This window comes from Enterobacter cloacae complex sp. 2021EL-01169 (assembly GCF_020733125.1).
In the GTDB taxonomy this organism is placed as follows: Bacteria; Pseudomonadota; Gammaproteobacteria; order Enterobacterales; family Enterobacteriaceae; genus Enterobacter; species Enterobacter roggenkampii.
The window spans coordinates 1-20,480 of record NZ_JAJFTC010000002.1 but is presented as its reverse complement, the minus strand read 5'-3'; the positions used below and the strand labels follow the sequence as shown (position 1 = coordinate 20,480).

The window sequence follows — 20,480 nt, the reverse complement described above, 5'->3', positions numbered from 1 at the left end:
CTTAAGAGTTCTCCTAAATAGAATATATCTCCTCGCTATGCCCCTTTTTTGATCCTTTATCTGATTGGCGAAGCCGTGCCTCCATTGCAAAATTGTTACCAATAGCAACAAAGGAGGAAGTCCCGTGAATAAATCAATGTTGGCGGGTATAGGGATTGGCGTCGCGGCTGCGTTAGGTGTGGCTGCCGTTGCCAGTCTCAACGTATTAGACCGCGGTCCGCAGTATGCGCAGGTGGTTTCTGCTACACCGATTAAAGAAACGGTAAAAACGCCTCGTCAGGAGTGCCGTAACGTCTCCGTGACGCATCGTCGTCCGGTGCAGGATGAAAACCGTATCGCCGGTTCTGTTCTGGGTGCGGTAGCGGGTGGCGTGATTGGTCACCAGTTTGGCGGCGGCCGGGGTAAAGATGTAGCGACCGTGGTCGGCGCGCTGGGTGGCGGCTATGCCGGTAACCAGGTGCAGGGCGCGATGCAGGATAACGATACCTACACCACGACTCAGCAACGCTGCAAAACCGTCTATGACAAGTCGGAAAAAATGCTGGGTTATGACGTGACGTACAAAATTGGCGATCAGCAGGGCAAAATCCGCATGGATAAAGACCCGGGCACGCAAATTCCGCTCGATGGAAATGGCCAGCTGGTTCTGAATAACAAAGTGTAAAAAAGATGTTCTCTGAATTTAGCTCCTCATGCGCTCAGGCTGAGGAGCTTTTTTTTGCTTCAGATTTTGAGTAGCTCAGGCCACAGCCGCAGCGTGGTGTCGCTAATATTCTGCAGTTTTTCCAGCGTTGCCCCTTCACGGGCGCTGATCGACATCCCCTGCAAAATACAGCTCAGGTATTGCGCCAGCAGCTGAGGGTTGCACTGTGCAGGGATTTCACCGCGCTGCTGCCGCTGAGCCAGAAAGGCGCTCAGCGTCTCCTCCTGCATGGCATGACGCGATTTCACCGTATTGGCAATCTCTTTCGAGGACGCCGCCAGGGTGGCAGAGGTGTTAATCATAAAGCAGCCCGCAGGCGTGTCCTTACTGGTGAAGCAGGTCGCGACGGCGGTGAAGTAATCCCGAAGCGCCTTTTCGACGCTTTTCTCTTCACAAAACAGCTGGGCTTCGTGTTTCGCCGCAAAGCGCGAAATGTATCTGTCCAGCACCGCCCTGAACAGCCCCTCTTTATTGGTAAATTCGGCATAGAGCGTCGGCGCTTTGGCGCCGGTGGCTTCTACCAGATCGGAAAGCGAGGTTGCTTCATACCCATGTTGCCAGAAGAGAGTCATGGCCTTATCAAGCGCTGCATCCCTGTCAAACACTTTTGGTCGGCCACGGCTTTTCTTTGCACAACTCGTGACGTCGGTTGTCATGTGCCGTTGGTCCTCTGTTGGTTTGTTGAATGACCATTATAAAAATAAACGCAAGTCACCACCAGCGCTGAATGCTTAAAAATAAATTAATCATATGAGTATGAAAAATAACGACTTTAAAATTAAGTTAATGACCATTATAAAATTATGTTGACGTGTGAGATGGATCACATTTATTATTTACCTATCGATCGTTAACTAAATAGCTAACGACCTCCAAATTCATCTGCTAAAGGTAAACATCATGAAAAACGTAAAAACCCTCATCGCTGCTGCTGTCCTGAGTTCACTCTCTTTCGCAAGCTTTGCGGCTGTACAGGTACAGTCCACCCCGGTCGATCAGCATAAAGTCGGGACGATCTCTGCCTCTGCCGGGACTAACCTGGGTTCACTGGAAGATCAGCTGGCGCAAAAAGCGCAAGAGATGGGTGCAAAATCTTACCGCATCACCTCTGTGACCGGTCCTAACACCCTGCACGGCACCGCCGTCATCTACAAATAAGCCGGGCATAAACCCTCATTTATGCCACTGCAATAAAAAACGCCCTGCTTAGCAGGGCGTTTTTTTATTTATGATTTACATCGGTTGCTGGATGACATCGTGATGCCGGGTGACGTCGGTCGGCATGCCTGAGCGGGCCTCCATTGCGCGCTCCATCACCTCGCTGTTGGTATTCGCATTCGTTTTAAAGCTTACCATCGCGGCATTCAGGTTAATGGGCAGCGTCTGCGGGTCATCGCCAATGTTTTTCGATAGCGGCTGATGAATTTCAACCAGCCGCACGCCGTCCGGCTCCTCAGAAACCTTGATCGGCGTATTGATGATATTGACTTTGGTACCCGGCGTAACGACGTTAAACAGCGTTTTGATATCGTCATCGCGCAGACGAATGCAGCCGGAGCTGACGCGCATGCCGATGCCAAAGTCCGCATTCGTGCCGTGCAGCAGGTAAACGCCGCCGTAGGCCGCCAGACGGATCGCGTGGTGACCCATCGGGTTATCCGGGCCTGCTGGCACCACGGCTGGAAGATCGATGCCCTGAGCTTTATACCGTGCACGAATATTGGCCGTTGGTGTCCAGGTTGGATTCGCGCGTTTATCCGAGACGGTCGTGACCATCGTCGGCGTCAGGGTGTCGCCGCCCAGCTGACCAATACCAATCGGGTAGACGGTCACCTCATTTTTACCCGGCGGGTAATAGTACAGACGCAGCTCCGCCAGATTTATGACGATCCCCTCACGCGGAGCTTCCGGCAGGATAGTCTGTAACGGGATAGTCAATACGCTGCCCGCGCGCGGGACGTAGGGGTCGACGCCAGGGTTCGCCTGCAGCAGGGCCAGAAAACCAACGTTATATTTTTTGGCAATGGCTTCCAGCGAACCGCCATTATTTTCAACCACATGAAAGCGGTTTTCCCCCACCACCTTGCTGCCGGGCGGAGGAAGGGGCCAGGTATTTGCGCGAGCGGGAAGCGCAACCGCAACGGTGGCTGCCAGCGCAAACAGGGTTAACCAGCGAGTCATACGCGAAGAGGTCATCATCACCATAATCCATGCAAATGATAAGGTTATTGTTTTATAAGGCGTTAACGATAATTATGGCGAATGGGTGTGTCGGGAAGATCGGGTGAAGTGCAAAGAGTTTGTAAATTGTCCCCCGTTAGCGCTGGGCTAACGGGGGAAGGAGGGTCAGGCGATCGCGTTCTCTTCCAGCTGGCGCATAAAGTTACGCACCCAGTCCATGCGGGTTTTGCGCTCCGTCAGCTCCTGGGTAAATTTCAGACGCGTTGGGCCATCCAGACGGAAATGCTGCGGCTGTTTTTGCAGCAGACCGATGAGCCACATCGGGTTGACGTGGTTCTTCTCGGCGAACTCAATCACGCCGCCTTTTTCGTTGCCTTCAAGCTTGCGAATGCCCAGCTTCTGCGCCTGCTGGCGCAGGCGAGCGATATCCAGCAGATTTCGCGCCGCATCGGGCAGCAGGCCAAAGCGGTCGATCAGCTCAACCTTAATCTCTTCCAGCTCGCTTTCCGTCTTCGCGCTGGCGATGCGCTTGTAGAACGACAGTCGGGTATTTACATCTGGAATGAAATCATCCGGCAGCAGGGAAGGCATACGCAGCTCGACCTCGGTCTGCTGGCTGGTGAGATCTTCCAGCGACGGCTCGCGCCCGGCCTTCAGGGCATCAACCGCGTTTTCCAGCAGTTCCATATAGAGCGAGAAGCCGATGGTCTCCATCGAGCCGCTCTGGTCCTCACCCAGCAGTTCACCGGCACCGCGGATCTCGAGATCGTGCGTGGCCAGCGCGAAGCCTGCGCCGAGGTCTTCCAGCGAGGCGATGGCTTCCAGACGCTTCTGCGCATCGGTGGTCATCGCTTTCGGATGCGGCGTCAGCAGCCAGGCGTAGGCCTGATGGTGCGAACGCCCGACGCGGCCGCGCAGCTGGTGAAGCTGCGCCAGGCCAAAGTGATCCGCACGTTCAATGATGATGGTGTTCGCCGTCGGAATGTCGATCCCGGTTTCGATGATGGTGGTACACACCAGCACGTTAAAGCGCTGGTGGTGGAAGTCGTTCATCACCCGTTCAAGCTCGCGCTCGCGCATCTGCCCGTGACCGATAGCGATGCGCGCTTCCGGCACCAGCTCCGCCAGCCTGTCGGCCGCTTTCTGGATGTTTTCCACGTCGTTGTACAGGTAATAGACCTGACCCCCGCGCAGCACTTCACGCAGAATGGCCTCACGCACCACCAGATTATCGTATTCGCGGACGAAGGTTTTTACCGCCAGACGGCGCGCCGGCGGCGTGGCAATAATCGACAGATCGCGCATGCCGCTCATCGCCATGTTCAGGGTTCGCGGGATTGGCGTCGCGGTCAGGGTCAGGATATCGACGTCGGCGCGCATCGCTTTGATGCGTTCCTTATGACGCACCCCGAAGCGGTGCTCTTCGTCGACGATCAGCAGCCCCAGATCTTTCCACTTCACGTCGCTTTGCAGGAGCTTGTGGGTACCGATCAGAATGTCAATTTTGCCTTCGCTTGCCTGCTCCAGGATCTGCGTCTGCTCTTTGGTGCTGCGAAAACGTGACAGCATCTCGATGCGTACCGGCCAGTTGGCGAAGCGGTCGCGGAAGTTGTCGAAGTGCTGCTGAGCGAGCAGGGTGGTTGGCACCAGCACCGCCACCTGCTTGTTGTTTTCCACCGCAAGGAAGGCGGCGCGCATCGCCACTTCGGTTTTGCCGAAGCCGACGTCGCCGCACACTAAACGGTCCATCGCCAGCGGCTGGCACATGTCGCTCAGCACGGCGTTAATAGCCTGAGCCTGATCCGGCGTGGTTTCAAACGGGAAGCTGTCGCAGAAGAGCTGATACTGTTCCTTATCATGCTTAAAGGCGAAGCCCTCTTTGGCCGCGCGCTGGGCGTAGATATCCAGCAGCTCGGCGGCCACGTCGCGCACTTTTTCCGCGGCCTTCTGGCGCGCGCGCGCCCAGGCGTCGCCGCCCAGCTTGTGCAGAGGCGCGTTCTCTTCGGCCCCGCCCGCGTAGCGGCTGATCAGATGCAGGGACGACACCGGGACATAGAGTTTGGCGTCGTTCGCGTAGGTCAGCATCAGGTATTCACCTTTAATGCCGCCCGCCTCGAGCGTGGTCATGCCCTGATAGCGCCCAACGCCATGCTCCAGGTGCACAATCGGCTGGCCCGGATGCAGCTCGGCCAGGTTGCGGATCAGCGTGTCCGGGTTGATGGTTCGACGGCTGTCCTGACGACGGCGCGCGACGCGCTCGCCCAGCAGGTCGCTTTCGCAAATCAGCGCCAGGTTGTTGAGCGTGTCGATGAACCCATGCTCGGCGGCGCCAATCATCAGGTAACGGCCGTTTCCGGTCGCTTCGCTCAGGCGCAGGATGCGCTTCGGCGCCACCTTAATGCGTCCCAGCAGCTCACCTAACGCTTCGCGACGGCCTTCACTCTCAACGGAGAACACCACCGGGCCGGTAAACGACTCCAGAAACTTGCGCAGATTATCCAGCGGGGATTTCTGCTGCGCCTGGACGGCCAGGTCCGGCAGCGTCCGGAAGGCGAGGTTGGTGTTAGCGGCCTTATCGGCAAGCGAATCGGTTTTCAGCTGCATCCGCGGCCAGCGCTTCAGCTCGGCGTTGAGCTCGTCGGTACGCAGCCACAGCGCCTCCGGCGGCAGCAGCGGACGCATCGGGTCAACGCCCCGGTTTTCGAAGCGAGCGCGGGTTTCGCTTTCAAAGCGGCTGGCGCTGGCGTCGATATCCCCGGTGTTAACAATCAGCGTATTCGCCGGGAAGTAGCTGAACAGGGCAGGCAACGGCTCGCTGAAGAACAGCGGCTGCCAGTATTCAATCCCGGCAGGCAGCGTGCCTTTGCTGACCTGTTGATAAATATGTTCCGCGTCGCGCTTCACCTCGAACTTATCGCGCCACTGGCTGCGGAACAGTTCGATAGCAGTTTTGTCCGTCGGGAACTCATGTGCGGGCAGTAAATTGATGGACTCGACCTCCTCCAGCGTGCGCTGCGTATCGGCGTCGAAGACGCGCAGGCTGTCGATTTCATCATCGAAAAAGTCCAGACGATACGGCTGGTCGCTGCCCATCGGGTAAAGGTCGAGCAGCGCGCCGCGGGTCGCATATTCCCCGTGCTCCATCACCTGATCGACGTGGCGATACCCGGCGCCGTCAAGCTGCGCCCGCAGGGCATCACGGGACAGGCGCTGGCCTTTTTTCATTACCAGCGCGTGACCGTGCAGGTAGCTGTGCGGACAGACGCGCTGCATCAGGGTATTCACCGGCACAATCAGCACGCCGCGCTGCATGGTCGGGAGTTGATACAGCGTCGACAGGCGCGAGGAGATGATCTCCTGGTGCGGAGAGAAGCTGTCATAGGGCAGCGTTTCCCAGTCGGCCAGGCTGAACACCAGATTATCGGTGAACTGGCGAATTTCATCGTGCAGGCGCAGGGCGTTTTGCATATCCGGGGCAACCAGGATCACCGGGCCAGGATGACGCTCAGCAATTTCCGCCACCAGCGTGGCGCACGCTGCGCCCGTGAGTTCACCCAGCTGGCGCTGGTCGCCCGCTTTGACAGGCAAGGAATAACGATAGTGTTCAGGCATGGCTATGTCAGAGTCTCTTATGGATATACCAACAGTATTGGGGCATATCACTGATACGCAATGTCTTTATTATCCTCGATCGTTTTACATAAGCAAATCGTAACCGCACGGCGGGGTTATACGCCCCCGAAAGGGGGCGGAGAGGGCATTAACGGGTGGTCGGCGAGAGCGTAAGCGTCGAAGGCGGAGAAAAGAAAATGTCCCCGAACAGCGCGGTGGAGATCTTACGCACCCCGAGTCCGGCCAGGGTACAGATAAGCAGGCTGGCAAACGGGTAGACCAGAATTAAGGTGAGTTCAGCCCAGACCGGCCAGTAAGCGGCATTCATCTCGCCAATCAGGAACAGGCTAAAGGCCTCAATGAGGATGCGGTGGGTGGTATAAATCGCAATGGTATTGGAGCCAATCACGTTCAGCAGGTTGTCAGGGTGAACGGCATAGCGCTGTTCAACGCTGTAGAACAGCTTCATGATCAGCACAATCGACAGCAAGGAGAGCAGCAGCGGAACGTTAGCAAACCACAGCACCACGGAGACGGCGGCGAAAGCGCCCGTTGCCAGCCAGGTGCGGCGCAGGTTTAGATTTTTCATCCATGCCATCAGCTCAGCGCCATACCACGCCCCGAGGCTGTAGTAGATCATGTTGCGTACCACGCTGTTCATTCCCCACCACGGCAGCGGCAGGAAGTTGATCGCGATGCTTGCCAGCGCCAGCAGTCCCAGCATCGGCAGCTTCCAGCGGCTCAGCAGTTTACACAACGTGAAGTAGACCACCAGGGCATACAGATACCACAGGCTGGTGCTGGCGGTGAGCATCCCTTGCACAAATCCCAGGAGCGAATCGGCGTAGGCCGCGTTCGACGAGGTGGCAACCTCGCGATCGGGCGCCAGCCAGGCGTTCAGGTGGGTCAGCGCCTGCCATTGCAGAATCCCCCACAGCGCCAGAACCCAGACAATGCTCCAGATTCGCTTGTCGAGGCTGGTTCGCCAGTCCACCTCGTCAATATAACGACGGATCAGATAGCCGGAGATAAAGAAAAAGACCGGCATACGGAAGGGGGCGAGATAGAGATTAAAATAGATCCAGCATTTGGCGAGAAGGCCAGAGAGCGGGTGTTGCAGCCCGATCAGGTGCGGATAAAACGTGATAACTGAATGGTAGATAACCACCAGGCAGATACACAGCCCTTTTATCTGGTTAATCCATAATGCTTTTTGCTTCATTGTTCGCAACTACCTTATTGCCATAGACGAACGAGCAATTGTTGTTAAACGAAACCGGGCTGTAATGGGTAACAGTCTGTATCAGGAGGTTTTTCGGAAAAGGTGGAGGTTACGAGGTGCGGTTTCAGATATTAGTACCCTGATTTATCTGAATTTTTCGGAAAAATGATTATCAAAGCTTACGGTTTCAGTCATTTACGCTTAACGGATTCGCTTATATACTCGTGGGTCTGCTATCAGCAAACAGACGGACTTCATGTATCAACCTGTCGCACTCTTCATAGGCTTACGCTACATGCGTGGGCGCGCCGCGGACCGCTTCGGTCGCTTTGTCTCCTGGCTTTCGACTATTGGCATTACGCTTGGCGTGATGGCACTGGTGACGGTGCTTTCCGTCATGAATGGCTTCGAGCGCGAGCTGCAAAACAACATCCTGGGGCTGATGCCGCAGGCCGTACTCTCATCCACTAACGGTTCGGTTAACCCGCAACAGCTGCCGGAAAGCGCGGCGAAGTTACAGGGCGTCACGCGCGTTGCGCCGTTGACCACTGGTGACGTGGTGCTGCAAAGCGCCCGCAGCGTGGCGGTCGGTGTGATGCTGGGTATTGACCCGGCGCAAAAAGACCCGCTGACGCCGTATCTCGTAAACGTGAAGCAGACTGACCTGGAAGCCGGAAAATACAACGTGATTCTGGGTGAGCAGCTTGCCGGTCAGCTTGGCGTCAACCGCGGCGACCAGCTCCGCGTGATGGTGCCTTCAGCCAGCCAGTTTACGCCGATGGGGCGCCTGCCAAGCCAGCGCCTGTTTAACGTGATTGGTACTTTTGCTGCCAACAGCGAAGTCGATGGCTACCAGATGCTGGTTAACATTCAGGACGCGTCACGCCTGATGCGCTACCCGGCCGGCAATATCACCGGCTGGCGCCTGTGGCTCGACGCGCCGCTGAAGGTCGATACCCTCAGCCAGCAAAAACTGCCGGACGGCACCAAATGGCAGGACTGGCGCGAGCGTAAAGGCGAGCTGTTCCAGGCCGTGCGGATGGAGAAAAACATGATGGGGCTGCTGCTGAGCCTGATCGTCGCCGTGGCTGCTTTTAACATCATCACCTCGCTAGGGCTGATGGTGATGGAGAAGCAGGGCGAGGTCGCTATCCTGCAAACCCAGGGGCTGACGCCGCGGCAGATCATGGCCGTGTTTATGGTGCAGGGGGCCAGCGCCGGTATCATCGGCGCGCTGCTCGGGGCGGTGCTGGGTGCGCTGCTTGCCAGCCAGCTCAACAATTTAATGCCGATCATCGGCGCGCTGCTTGACGGCGCGGCGCTGCCGGTGGCCATCGAGCCGCTGCAGGTGGTCGGTATCGCGCTGGCCGCGATGGCCATTGCGCTGCTTTCTACGCTTTATCCTTCCTGGCGCGCTGCCGCCACTCAACCCGCTGAGGCTTTACGTTATGAATAAGATCCTGTTGCAATGCGACAACCTGTCCAAACGCTATCAGGAAGGCACTGTGCAAACCGACGTGCTGCACAATGTGAGCTTTAGCGTGGGCGAAGGCGAGATGATGGCGATTGTCGGCAGCTCCGGCTCGGGCAAAAGTACACTGCTGCATCTGCTGGGCGGGCTGGATACCCCAACCAACGGCGACGTGATTTTCTCCGGCCAGCCGATGAGCAAAATGTCCTCCGCGGCGAAGGCCGAGCTGCGTAACCGCGAGCTCGGCTTTATCTACCAGTTCCACCACCTGCTGCCGGATTTCACGGCGCTGGAAAACGTGGCGATGCCGCTGCTGATTGGCAAAAAGAAACCGGCTGAGATTAACGCCCGCGCCAGCGACATGCTGAAAGCGGTAGGGCTGGGCCATCGCGGAAACCACCGTCCGTCGGAGCTGTCCGGCGGCGAGCGTCAGCGCGTGGCGATTGCCCGTGCGCTGGTCAACAACCCGCGTCTGGTGCTGGCGGATGAGCCTACCGGTAACCTGGACGCGCGCAACGCGGACAGTATTTTCCAGCTTCTGGGCGAGCTGAACGCCTTGCAGGGCACCGCGTTTCTGGTGGTGACCCACGATCTGCAGCTGGCAAAACGCATGGGGCGCCAGCTTGAGATGCGCGACGGCCATCTGAACGCGGAACTGACCCTGATGGGAGCAGAGTAATGGCGTCACCGTTATCGTTACTCATCGGTTTACGTTTTAGCCGCGGCCGCCGTCGCGGCGGCATGGTGTCGCTGATCTCCGTTATCTCGACCATCGGTATTGCGCTGGGTGTGGCGGTGCTGATCGTCGGCTTAAGCGCCATGAACGGCTTCGAGCGCGAGCTGAATAACCGTATTCTGGCGGTCGTGCCGCACGGGGAGATCGAACCGGTTAACCAGCCGTGGACGAACTGGAGCGACGCCCTGAACAAAGTGGAAAAAGTGCCCGGCATCGCCGCGGCTGCGCCCTACATTAACTTTACCGGGCTGGTGGAGAGCGGGGTAAACCTGCGCGCTATCCAGGTGAAAGGGGTGAATCCGACGCAGGAAGCGCGCCTCAGCGCGCTGCCGAACTACGTGCAGAACGGCGCGTGGGCCAACTTCAGGGCGGGCGAGCAGCAGATCATCATGGGTAAAGGCGTTGCTGATGCCCTGAAGGTGAAGCAGGGCGACTGGGTGTCAATCATGATCCCGAATGCCAGCGCCGATCACAAACTGCAGCAGCCAAAGCGCGTGCGCCTGCACGTTACCGGTATTCTTCAGCTGAGCGGTCAGCTTGACCACAGCTTTGCGATGGTGCCGATGGAGGATGCACGCCAGTATCTCGACATGGGCGACAGCGTGACGGGCATTGCCGTTAAGGTGAACGACGTCTTTAACGCTAACAAACTGGTGCGCGACGCGGGCAGCGTGACCAATAACTATGTCTACATCAAAAGCTGGATCGGCACTTACGGCTATATGTACCGTGATATCCAGATGATCCGCGCCATTATGTATCTGGCGATGGTGCTGGTGATCGGTGTCGCGTGCTTTAATATCGTCTCGACGCTGGTGATGGCGGTCAAAGACAAGAGCGGCGACATCGCCGTGCTGCGTACCCTTGGGGCAAAAGACGGTCTTATTCGCGCCATCTTCGTCTGGTACGGTTTGCTGGCGGGGCTGTTCGGCAGCCTGTGCGGCGTGGTGATTGGCGTGGTGGTTTCCCTGCAGCTAACGCCGATTATCAACGGCATTGAAAAGCTTATTGGTCACCAGTTCCTGTCGGGTGATATCTATTTTATTGACTTCCTGCCGTCAGAACTGCACTGGCTGGATGTTTTTTATGTGCTGCTTACAGCACTTTTACTGAGTCTGCTGGCAAGCTGGTATCCGGCGCGTCGCGCAAGCCGAATTGATCCGGCGAGGGTATTAAGTGGCCAGTAATTACGTCACGATCTAGCGGCTTTCGTGTCGCCAGATCGAAAGAGGAATGCGTTATGTATTATGGATTTGATATTGGCGGCACCAAGATTGCGCTCGGCGTGTTTGATAAAGACCTCAAACTGCAGTGGGAAACCCGCGTTCCCACGCCGCGCGACAGCTACGACGAATTTTTAACCGCCATTGCCGCGCTGGTGGCGCAGGCCGATGAACGCTTTGGCGTGAAAGGCAGCGTCGGCATTGGTATTCCGGGCATGCCGGAAACCGACAATGGTACGCTTTACGCGGCCAACGTGCCTGCCGCCAGCGGTAAACCGCTGCGCGCCGATCTCTCCGCGCTCCTTGAACGCGACGTGCGTTTAGATAACGACGCCAACTGCTTTGCGCTCTCCGAAGCCTGGGATGATGAGTTCCGTCAATATCCGCTGGTGATGGGGCTGATCCTCGGTACCGGCGTCGGCGGAGGAATCGTCATCAACGGTAAGCCCATCACCGGCCGCAGCTACATCACCGGCGAGTTTGGTCATATCCGCCTGCCGGTGGATGCGCTGGAGGTCTTCGGCCGTGATTTCCCGCTGACCCGCTGCGGCTGCGGGCAGCACGGCTGTATTGAGAACTACCTGTCAGGCCGCGGGTTTGCATGGCTTTACGAACACTTCTATCATCAGAAACTTGAGGCCCCTCAAATCATTACCCTGTGGGAGCAAGGGGATGCGCAGGCGCGTGAGCACGTCGAGCGCTATCTGGATCTGCTGGCGGTGTGTCTGGGCAATATTCTCACCATCGTCGACCCGGATCTGCTGGTGATTGGGGGAGGGCTCTCAAACTTTACCGCGATTACGGAACGGTTGTCCGGGCGTTTGCCCCGACATTTATTGCCGGTTGCCCGCGTGCCGCGTATTGAACGCGCGCGACACGGGGACGCAGGAGGCATGCGCGGAGCCGCATTCCTTCATCTCACCGATTAGTTTACGAGGTTTCTATGCTGTCGCGTCGCCAGGGTCGACTCAGCCGTTTTCGCAAAAATAAACGCCGCTTGCGTGAGCGCTTGCGCCAGCGGATCTTTTTCAGAGACAGAATGATGCCAGAAGCGATGGATAAACCCAGAGTGGTGGTGCTGACCGGGGCGGGGATCTCCGCCGAGTCAGGGATTCGAACCTTCCGCGCGGCGGACGGGCTGTGGGAAGAGCACCGCGTAGAGGATGTCGCCACGCCGGAAGGCTTTGCCCGCGACCCGGATCTCGTGCAGGCGTTTTACAACGCCCGCCGTCGTCAGCTTCAGCAGCCTGACGTCGCGCCGAATGCCGCGCATCTGGCGCTGGCGAAGCTGGAAGAGGCGCTGGGCGATCGTTTTCTGCTGGTGACGCAGAATATCGACAACCTTCACGAGCGGGCCGGTAACAGGAACATCATCCATATGCACGGCGAGCTGCTCAAGGTTCGCTGCGCCTGGAGCGGTCAGGTGCTGGACTGGAAAGAGGACGTGCTGCCGGAGGATAAGTGCCACTGCTGCCAGTTCCCGTCTCGCCTGCGTCCGCACGTGGTCTGGTTCGGCGAAATGCCGCTGGGAATGGATGAGATCTACAGCGCGCTGGCGATGGCCGACGTGTTTATCGCCATCGGCACATCCGGCCACGTTTACCCGGCGGCGGGGTTTGTCCACGAAGCGCGACTGCACGGCGCGCATACCGTTGAACTCAATCTTGAGCCAAGCCAGGTGGGCAGCGAGTTTGAAGAGAAACACTACGGTCTGGCAAGCACGGTTGTTCCGGAGTTTGTCGACAAGCTGCTGAAAGGTCTGTAACGCTCATGGCGTGAAAAGGCACCCGCTGGACGGGTGCCTTTTTATTTAAGAATGAAAGAAGGCCAGCGTCTTCTCCAGCGATTTAGCCTGCTCGTCCAGCGAGAGCGCCGCCGCAGAGATCTGCTGAACCAGAGAGGCATTCTGCTGGGTGGTGCTGTCCATCTGGTTGACGGCGGTACTGACCTGGCTAATCCCCCGATTCTGCTCGTCCAGCGCCTGAACAATGTCGTTGATGACCAGATGCACGTGCGACACCGCCTCAATCACCTGTTTCATCATTACGCCGGTCTCATTGACCAGCTCGACGCCTTTGCTGACGCGGCCTGAGGACTCGGCAATCAGCTGAGAGATCTCTTTGGCCGCGTTAGCGCTTCGCTGCGCAAGGTTGCGTACTTCACCTGCGACTACCGCGAAACCGCGTCCCTGTTCGCCCGCGCGCGCCGCTTCAACGGCCGCATTCAGCGCCAGGATATTGGTCTGGAAGGCGATGCCGTCGACGATACTGTTAATCTCACCGATCTTGCGCGCGCTCTCATCAATCTCGCCGATCACCACGACCACATCGTTCACCAGCGTTTCGCCATGCCCGGCAAGGCTCGCGGCGCGATCGGTCAGGGTGGTCGCCTTGTGGGCGTTATCGGCATTGTTCTTCACCGTAACCGAAATCTCTTCCATGCTGGCAGCGGTTTCAACAATCGCCGCCGCCTGTTCCTCGGTACGCGAGGCGAGGTCAAGGTTGCCCGCCGAAATTTCGCTGGTCCCGCCGTGCACGGAGTGGCTGGCTTCGCTGATGTTGTCGACGATGCGCTTGAGCTGCGTCTGCATGGTGTGCAGGGCATAAAAAATGCTGTGGGTATCCCCGGATCGCACCGGGATGGTGTTGTTCAGATCCCCGCGGGCGACGGCCAGGGCGATCCCGGCGGCCTCGGAAGGTTCTCCCCCCACCGGACGATCAACCTTGCGGGTAAAAATCTGGGCCATCACCAGGCTAACCGCAACGATGCTTAACACCATCATGACGATGGCCTTCAGTAAAAATGCGCGCGCTTCGGCCATCACTTCGCTGACCGGGGTGATGATGGCGAGTTTCCACGGCGTCTGGCTATTACCGACGGCGATCGCCTGCCAGGTGATAAACACCTCTTCTTTCAGCAGCGGATCGTTTACCCGAGTGACGTCATGTCCTGCAATGTGACCCGCGTAAGGCTTGCCTGCCGCACCTTTTTCCGGGCTGGACACCACGTTATTGCCCGCAGACAGGAGCAGGGCGTAGCCTGTGCCGTTCCACGGTTTAATGGCGCCAATCATGGACTGCAGCGTGGCGAGCGAGAAGTCAGAGGTGACTGAGCCCAGAAACTGACCGTCACGCATGATGGGGGCGGCAATTGAGGTGAGCATCACGTCCACGCCGTTGTAGGGGTAAATATAGGGTTCGATGATCACATCTTTATGCCGCTGTTTCGGCAACAGATAGTAATCGCCGCTGCCGGGCGTTTCGATGTCCGTCAGCAGGTGCAACGCCGGTTTGCCGGTGGCATCGCGGTCGACGTAGCGGGCGTAGCGCCCGGCAGGATCTTCGCCGCTCTGACCGGCAAAGACGGCATCTTTATCGTCAAACGCATTGGGCTCAAAGGCCATCGACATGGAGAGAAACGACGGGTGAGCCGAGAGGAAGTGGACGAGCAGCTGGTTCAGGCTCTGGCGGTCGGAAATGCCCGCTTCGCGCAGCGCGAGGGCGCTGCTGCCCATATCCCGGGCGGCAGTCAGGGCAGAATCCAGCTGTTTGCTGACCTGTAAAGCGTGTACCTCGGCTATCTGGCGAATATGGTTTTTGGCCAGCACCTCTTGCTGCGCCATCCATTGCCACATCATAAACCCGATCGTTGCCGTAAAGCCCACCGTCACGGTGAGGAAAATGGACAATAGCATCAACGTCTTGACTCTTATTTTTTGTCTTCGGACCATGGCGTCTTTCATTCTCATCTCCCGTAATGTCGTGCATGTCGGGCAGGCACAAAGTACTTATCGGATATTTCATCTCCTTTCTGTAGAGCGAAGGATATATTTAATTTAAATCCAGACGGTTAATTCCCGTTCATTAGTGTGGATGCTTTTATTTTGTGCATTCAATCAAAATAGTGCTCGATAAAACTCGTTATCGTCGTGTAGAAAGAGGATGCTAATAAATATAAAGTGGTAGAGGAGGATGGGATATGTACGGATTTATCGCGCGACAACCCATTTTTAACCCTGAAATGAATACCGTAGCCTATGAGCTGCTTTTCAGAGACGGGATGACAAATCGTTTTCCGGATGTGTCGGCAGAATATGCCACGTCCAGGATGATATCAGATCAGTTCTTATGTGTGCCGTCCCAGCGCATTGCCGGGGCACATACGTCGTTTATTAATTTCCCTTCAAGGATGGTTATTGACCGCAGTGGAGAAGCGCTTGATAAAGAGAGCGTGGTGATTGAAATCCTTGAAGATGCTGTGCCGGGGGCCGAACTGCTGCAGGCCGTCAGGGAGATGAATGCGCACGGCTATCAGTTTGCGCTTGATGATTTCACCCTTGCGCCAGAATGGGATGTTTTTTTACCCTATATTTCAATCCTGAAATTTGACGTCAGAAATTATACCTTAGCGCAAATTAAAGCGTATCTGAAAGTACGTAAACATCTGACCGGTCATATTAAATATCTTGCTGAAAAAATTGAGACTAAAGAGGAATTCAACCAATACAGAGACGAGGGATTTTCCCTTTTTCAGGGCTATTTTTTCTGCCGTCCAGAGGTCATTAAATATAAACGGCTGTCGCAAAATCAGCTGGCGATTTTTCGGCTGCAAATGGAGGTCGGACGCAATAAACCTGATTTTCGAATCATCGAGTCGTTGATAAAAACCGATCTCACGCTCTCTTATAAAATCATGCGCTATATGAAGCATACGGCGTTTAAGCATGTCGGCGCCTGTAATTTCAGCAAGTTAACCCTGAGCGAGGTGCTCAGGTATCTTGGCGAAAACCAGCTCCGACGGTTTGTTGCCGTCGTGGTCCTCGCCAGTGCGGGCAATGACACCGTCAGCGAGCTTTACCCGCTGAGCATGATGCGCGGCAAATTCTGCGAACTGCTGGCTGAGACGATGAACGAACCTACTCTGGCTGAAAATGCGTTCATGTGCGGCCTGTTTTCTCTGCTCGATACCCTCCTGGAGCTTCCGATGGCAGAGCTGATGAAGCAAATTGCGGTGCCGCAGAGCGTGAGCAACGCGCTGTGCCATCAGGAGGGACGGTTAGCCGACATGATTAACCTCTGCCGTTACTATGAACAGCAGCGGTGGGACGAGGCGACCCGGATTCGACAGGCGCTGGGCCTGTCAGATGAAGAGGTGGTTGAGGCGATGCGAAAAGCGACGCTCTGGGCTGGAGAGAATACGGTCAGTTAATCCTTCCTCACGCCGCGCAGGCGGCGTGAGGAAGAACGCGATACCGGTTAGCGGCCCGCTTTTAACTTCTGGTAATACTCTTCGTAGAGCCGGCTGGCGTCGCCGACATCGTTCTGCCACTCACCTTTGCTGATGGTTTCCGCATCCGGGTAGAGCGACTTATCGTTAGCCACTTCAGGCTTCAGCAGCTTGCGTGCGGCCAGGTTTGGCGTCGGGTAGCCAATGGTCTCGGCAACCTGTTTCGCCACGTCCGGGCGCAGCAGGAAGTTAATCAGCTTCAGCGCCCCATCCACATTTTTCGCGTTAGCCGGAATGGAGAGGCTGTCCATCCAGAAGATCCCGCCTTCTTTTGGCCAGACTACCTCAAGCGGCGTACCGGCCTGGCGGGCCACATACGCGGAGCCGTTCCACACCATCCCCAGGTTTACTTCGCCTTCCATATACGGGTTTGCCGGGTTATCAGAGTTGAATGCCGCCACGTTAGGCATCAGCTTTTTCAGCTCGGCATATGCCGCTTCAATCTCTTTAGGATCCGTCGTGTTGCCAGAGTAGCCAAGCTTGCGCAGCGCCACCTGGAAGACTTCGCGCGCGTCGTCGGTCAACAGCAGGCTGCCTTTGTATTGCGGTTTCCACAGATCGGCCCAGCTGGTCACCGACTTCGGATCGACGGCCTCGCTGTTAACGCCAATCGCGGTTGCCCCCCAGATATACGGAATGGAGTAGTCGTTATTTGGGTCAAACGGCTTGTTGAGCATCTCAGGATCGAGGTTTGAAAAATGGGTTAGCTTCGTTTTGTCGATCTTCTGGATCATGCCTTCTTTGCGCATTTTGTCGACAAAGTAGGTGGAAGGAACCACCAGATCGTACGCGCCATCTTTGTAGGTTTTGAGCTTGGCGTACATGGTTTCATTCGACTCGTAGGTCGAGTAGATCACCTTGATGCCCGTCTCCTTGGTGAACTGCTCCAGCAGGCCCGGCGGCACGTACTCGGTCCAGTTGTAGAAGTAGAGCGTTTTGCTGTCATCAGCGTGTGCGGCACCCATACCAAGCACCAGCGCCGCAGCGGCGAGCATTTTTTTCATTTCATTGTCCCCTGAGATTTTGTTTTATCACGAGCAATAACCTGGCTGGCGATCACCAGAACCAGCGAAAACAGCAGCAGAATGGTCGCCAGCGCGTTCACCTCAGGTGAAACGCCGACTTTCACCATCGAATAAATTTTCAACGGCAGAATTTCATAGCTCGGCCCGGTCACGAAGGAGGAGACCACCACGTCATCCATCGACAGGGTAAAGCTCAGCAGCCATCCGGCCGCCACGGCGGGCATCGCCAGCGGCAGGATGATTTTGCGCAGGATGGTCATTTCGCTGGCGCCCAGATCTTTCGCCGCCTCCAGCATGCGCACGTCGAACCCTTTCAGGCGCGCAAAGACGGTCACCACCACAAACGGCAGGCAGAAGGTGATATGGGAAAACAGCAGCGACCAGAAGCCAAGCTGTACGCCCAGCAGCATAAACAGCACCAGTAGCGAAATCGCCATCACGATGTCCGGCGACATCATCACCACAAACAGCATGCCGCTGACGAACGGCTTACCGCGAAAGCGATAGCGGTAGAGCGCCACGGCGGTCAGGGATCCAATCAGCGTGGCGAAGGTGGCGGAGAAGATCGCCATCGTCAGCGAGTGTTGCGCGGCCTGCAGCAGGCTGTCATTGTTCATCAGCAGGCTGTACCAGTCGGTGGTAAAGCCCTGCCAGTTAATCCCAAAGCGCGAGCTGTTAAACGAGTTCACGATCAAAATAATGATCGGGATATACAGGTAAGCGTAAATGGCGGTCATAAAACCGCCGCGAAGCAGTCGACCGATCATTCGAGTTCCACCTTCTTGTTCAGCAGCCGTGAGGCGCGCCAGTAAACCAGCAGCATCAGACCCATCACCACCGTCAACGTAATGCTGGTGGCGGAGCCGAACGGCCAGTCGCGAATGTTGAGGAACTGACTCTTGATCACATTCCCGATCAGCAGGTTTTTCGCGCCACCCATCAGGTCCGAAACGTAGAACAGACCCATGGCCGGAAGCATGACCAGCAGACAGCCCGCGATAATGCCGTGCATGGTCAGCGGAATGATAATGCGGATAAAGGTCTGGAACCTGTTGGCACCCAGATCTTTTGCCGCTTCCAGCAGCGGTTTATCCAGCTTCTCAATGCTGGAGTAGAGCGGCATCACCATAAACGGCAGCAGGATATAGACCAGACCCACAATTACCGCGCTCGGGGTAAACATGATGCGGATCGGCGTATCAATCACCCCCAGCCACAGCAGAAATTCATTGAGGTAGCCTTTGGTGCTGAGGAAGATTTTCAGCCCGTAGATGCGAATCAGCGAGTTGGTCCAGAACGGCACAATCAGCAGAAACAACAGCAGCGGACGCACCTTTTGCGGCAGACCCGCGAGGAACCATGCGAACGGATAACCCAGCACCAGGCAGGCAATGGTGGCAATCAGCGCCATATTGAGCGAATGCAGCAGCACGTCAAAATAGAGCGGATCGAGCAGGCGCGCGTAGTTGTCCAGCGTAAAAACCAGCGAAACGAAGTTTGCGTCGTCACGGGTCAGGAAGCTGGTGGCGATGATCATCAGGTTGGGTAAAAAGACAAACAACACAAGCCAACCGACGATCGTGGCAATCACCACATTCTGGAACTTACTTGTGTTCTTCATCAGCCAGTACAACCTCCCAGCTTTCTACCCAGTTGATAACCATTTTCTGGTCGAGAGAGTGGTCGAAGTCCGGGTCGTCCTCGTTAAAGAACTCGCTGACCATCACCGTTTTGCCGTTCTCCAGCTCGACGACAGACTCCAGCGTCATCCCTTTGTAGTTGCGCTCGCGGATATAGCCGATTAACCCTTCGGCCTCGGTATTGCCGTGAATTTCATCGACGCGCAGATCTTCCGGGCGCAGCAGAACGTTGAGCTTTTGTCCCTTTTCGACGGGGAAATTCACCGTGATGGCGCACTCGCGTCCTTCGACGCACGCGCGAACGCGCTGGTCGTCCAGACGCTCGATCACCGTGGCGTCGAAGATATTGATCTCACCAATGAAGCTGGCGACAAACAGATTTTTCGGCTCTTCGTAGATTTCACGCGGCGTGCCGTCCTGCTCAATTTTGCCGTCGCGCATCACCACGATGCGGTCGGACATGGTCAGGGCTTCTTCCTGGTCGTGGGTGACGAAGACAAAGGTAATGCCGAGCTTGCGCTGCAGGGCTTTAAGCTCGTTCTGCATCTGCTTGCGCAGCTTGTAATCCAGCGCGGAGAGGGATTCATCCAGCAGGAGCAGACGCGGCTTGTTGACCACGGCGCGGGCGATGGCCACGCGCTGCTGCTGGCCGCCGGAAAGCTGATGCGGTTTTCGCTGGGCAAACGTCTCGAGCTGTACCATGCGCAGGGCTTCGGTGACGCGCGGTTCGATCTCACTCGCCGGGGTTTTTTGCATCCGCAGGCCAAACGCCACGTTTTCAAACACGGTCATGTGCGGGAAGAGGGCATAGCTCTGAAAGACAGTGTTGACGTGGCGGTCTTCAGCGGGAACCTGGGTGATGTCCTGGTTTTCAAGATGGATATGGCCGTTATCGACGCTCTCCAGCCCGGCGATAAGGCGCAGTACGGTGGTTTTGCCACAGCCGGAGGGGCCAAGCAGCGTCAGAAACTCACCGTCATTGATGGTGAGAGTGAGGTCGGAAATGACGTCTTTGCCATCAAAACTTTTACGAATTCGTTCCAGTTGCACCAGCGGTGAACGTGAACGGGATTGTGTATTCAATTTTTGCGCTGTCCCATATAGACGCCTCAGGCAGCAGACTGAAGCGGGGTTTGTGTGTAACCACCTTGGTGACTCGTAATGAGGGCGGACATTCTACGGCAATCCCCCGCAATCGCCAATCCTTGTCACTGATTCATAAGCTACATTTACTAACGCACAACGATATAAACGGAATCTATGGTCACTCCCGTTTTTGCAACACCGATTTTGACGACAAGTTGGCTTGCTTGAATCTATCCGGCGTCTGAATGGGATTTTATTCCCGCGCCTTGATGAGTTCCGCGCCTGATGAACCTCC

General features: G+C 56.5%; 17 protein-coding genes. 8 read left to right on the top strand and 9 right to left on the bottom strand.

Annotated elements, in window-relative coordinates:
- Nucleotides 1–124: 124 nt before the first annotated feature.
- The gene (locus tag LLF79_RS06390; protein ID WP_008500779.1) at nucleotides 125–664 is read left to right on the top strand and encodes a glycine zipper 2TM domain-containing protein; all 540 of its coding nucleotides are present in this window, start codon (nucleotides 125–127) and stop codon (nucleotides 662–664) included.
- Between the two features lie 59 nt (nucleotides 665–723).
- Here LLF79_RS06390 and comR read toward each other — a convergent pair whose 3' ends face one another.
- Nucleotides 724–1,359 carry a TetR family copper-responsive transcriptional repressor ComR gene (gene comR / locus LLF79_RS06385; RefSeq protein WP_227879283.1) on the bottom strand — a complete coding sequence of 212 codons (636 nt, stop codon included), beginning with the start codon at nucleotides 1,357–1,359 and terminating at the stop codon, nucleotides 724–726.
- Between the two features lie 244 nt (nucleotides 1,360–1,603).
- On the opposite strand from comR, the gene bhsA reads away from it, so the two are divergent.
- The gene (gene bhsA / locus LLF79_RS06380; protein ID WP_008500777.1) at nucleotides 1,604–1,861 is read left to right on the top strand and encodes a multiple stress resistance protein BhsA; all 258 of its coding nucleotides are present in this window, start codon (nucleotides 1,604–1,606) and stop codon (nucleotides 1,859–1,861) included.
- Nucleotides 1,862–1,936: 75 nt separating this feature from the next.
- On the opposite strand, the gene LLF79_RS06375 is transcribed toward bhsA, so the two are convergent.
- From LLF79_RS06375 to LLF79_RS06365, 3 genes are all read right to left on the bottom strand, one after another.
- The gene (locus LLF79_RS06375) at nucleotides 1,937–2,902 is read right to left on the bottom strand and encodes a L,D-transpeptidase family protein (RefSeq protein WP_227879282.1); all 966 of its coding nucleotides are present in this window, start codon (nucleotides 2,900–2,902) and stop codon (nucleotides 1,937–1,939) included.
- 147 nt (nucleotides 2,903–3,049) lie between these two features.
- A complete protein-coding gene (gene mfd / locus LLF79_RS06370; protein WP_039024706.1) occupies nucleotides 3,050–6,496 on the bottom strand; it encodes a transcription-repair coupling factor in 3,447 nt (1,148 codons plus the stop codon).
- A gap of 148 nt (nucleotides 6,497–6,644) precedes the next feature.
- Nucleotides 6,645–7,718 (bottom strand): acyltransferase family protein, encoded by a 1,074-nt coding sequence (locus tag LLF79_RS06365; protein WP_227879281.1) that lies wholly within the window; start codon nucleotides 7,716–7,718, stop codon nucleotides 6,645–6,647.
- 256 nt (nucleotides 7,719–7,974) lie between these two features.
- Between LLF79_RS06365 and lolC the strand changes: the two genes are divergently transcribed.
- From lolC to cobB, 5 genes are read left to right on the top strand one after another with little or no spacing between them, the layout of a single operon-like run.
- On the top strand, nucleotides 7,975–9,174 hold the full coding sequence (lolC, locus tag LLF79_RS06360) for a lipoprotein-releasing ABC transporter permease subunit LolC (RefSeq protein WP_045372942.1): 1,200 nt from the start codon (nucleotides 7,975–7,977) through the stop codon (nucleotides 9,172–9,174).
- A complete protein-coding gene (gene lolD, locus LLF79_RS06355; protein ID WP_227879280.1) occupies nucleotides 9,167–9,868 on the top strand; it encodes a lipoprotein-releasing ABC transporter ATP-binding protein LolD in 702 nt (233 codons plus the stop codon). The genes lolC and lolD overlap by 8 nt, the downstream gene beginning before the upstream one ends.
- A complete protein-coding gene (lolE, locus tag LLF79_RS06350) occupies nucleotides 9,868–11,112 on the top strand; it encodes a lipoprotein-releasing ABC transporter permease subunit LolE (RefSeq protein WP_227879279.1) in 1,245 nt (414 codons plus the stop codon). The genes lolD and lolE overlap by 1 nt, the downstream gene beginning before the upstream one ends.
- A gap of 53 nt (nucleotides 11,113–11,165) precedes the next feature.
- Entirely contained in the window at nucleotides 11,166–12,077 is a 912-nt protein-coding gene (nagK, locus tag LLF79_RS06345) for an N-acetylglucosamine kinase (RefSeq protein WP_227879278.1), read from the top strand.
- A gap of 14 nt (nucleotides 12,078–12,091) precedes the next feature.
- A complete protein-coding gene (gene cobB, locus LLF79_RS06340) occupies nucleotides 12,092–12,913 on the top strand; it encodes a Sir2 family NAD+-dependent deacetylase (RefSeq protein WP_008500769.1) in 822 nt (273 codons plus the stop codon).
- A gap of 45 nt (nucleotides 12,914–12,958) precedes the next feature.
- Here the strand turns inward: cobB and LLF79_RS06335 are convergent, their stop codons facing one another.
- Nucleotides 12,959–14,890: a methyl-accepting chemotaxis protein gene (locus LLF79_RS06335; RefSeq protein WP_059364129.1), complete on the bottom strand. Its 1,932-nt coding sequence runs from the start codon at nucleotides 14,888–14,890 to the stop codon at nucleotides 12,959–12,961.
- Between the two features lie 236 nt (nucleotides 14,891–15,126).
- On the opposite strand from LLF79_RS06335, the gene LLF79_RS06330 reads away from it, so the two are divergent.
- Nucleotides 15,127–16,356 carry an EAL and HDOD domain-containing protein gene (locus LLF79_RS06330; RefSeq protein WP_227879277.1) on the top strand — a complete coding sequence of 410 codons (1,230 nt, stop codon included), beginning with the start codon at nucleotides 15,127–15,129 and terminating at the stop codon, nucleotides 16,354–16,356.
- A 47-nt stretch (nucleotides 16,357–16,403) separates the two neighbouring features.
- On the opposite strand, the gene potD is transcribed toward LLF79_RS06330, so the two are convergent.
- From potD to potA, 4 genes are read right to left on the bottom strand one after another with little or no spacing between them, the layout of a single operon-like run.
- Complete coding sequence (gene potD / locus LLF79_RS06325) at nucleotides 16,404–17,438, bottom strand: spermidine/putrescine ABC transporter substrate-binding protein PotD (RefSeq protein WP_008500766.1); 1,035 nt, start codon at nucleotides 17,436–17,438, stop codon at nucleotides 16,404–16,406.
- Nucleotides 17,435–18,226, bottom strand: coding sequence for a spermidine/putrescine ABC transporter permease PotC (potC, locus tag LLF79_RS06320; protein ID WP_032663766.1), 792 nt, complete (start codon nucleotides 18,224–18,226; stop codon nucleotides 17,435–17,437). Before potC ends, potD begins: the two co-directional genes overlap by 4 nt.
- Nucleotides 18,223–19,080, bottom strand: coding sequence for a spermidine/putrescine ABC transporter permease PotB (gene potB, locus LLF79_RS06315; RefSeq protein ID WP_227879276.1), 858 nt, complete (start codon nucleotides 19,078–19,080; stop codon nucleotides 18,223–18,225). The genes potC and potB overlap by 4 nt, the downstream gene beginning before the upstream one ends.
- The gene (gene potA, locus LLF79_RS06310) at nucleotides 19,064–20,212 is read right to left on the bottom strand and encodes a spermidine/putrescine ABC transporter ATP-binding protein PotA (protein ID WP_192850813.1); all 1,149 of its coding nucleotides are present in this window, start codon (nucleotides 20,210–20,212) and stop codon (nucleotides 19,064–19,066) included. The genes potB and potA overlap by 17 nt, the downstream gene beginning before the upstream one ends.
- Nucleotides 20,213–20,480: the final 268 nt, after the last annotated feature.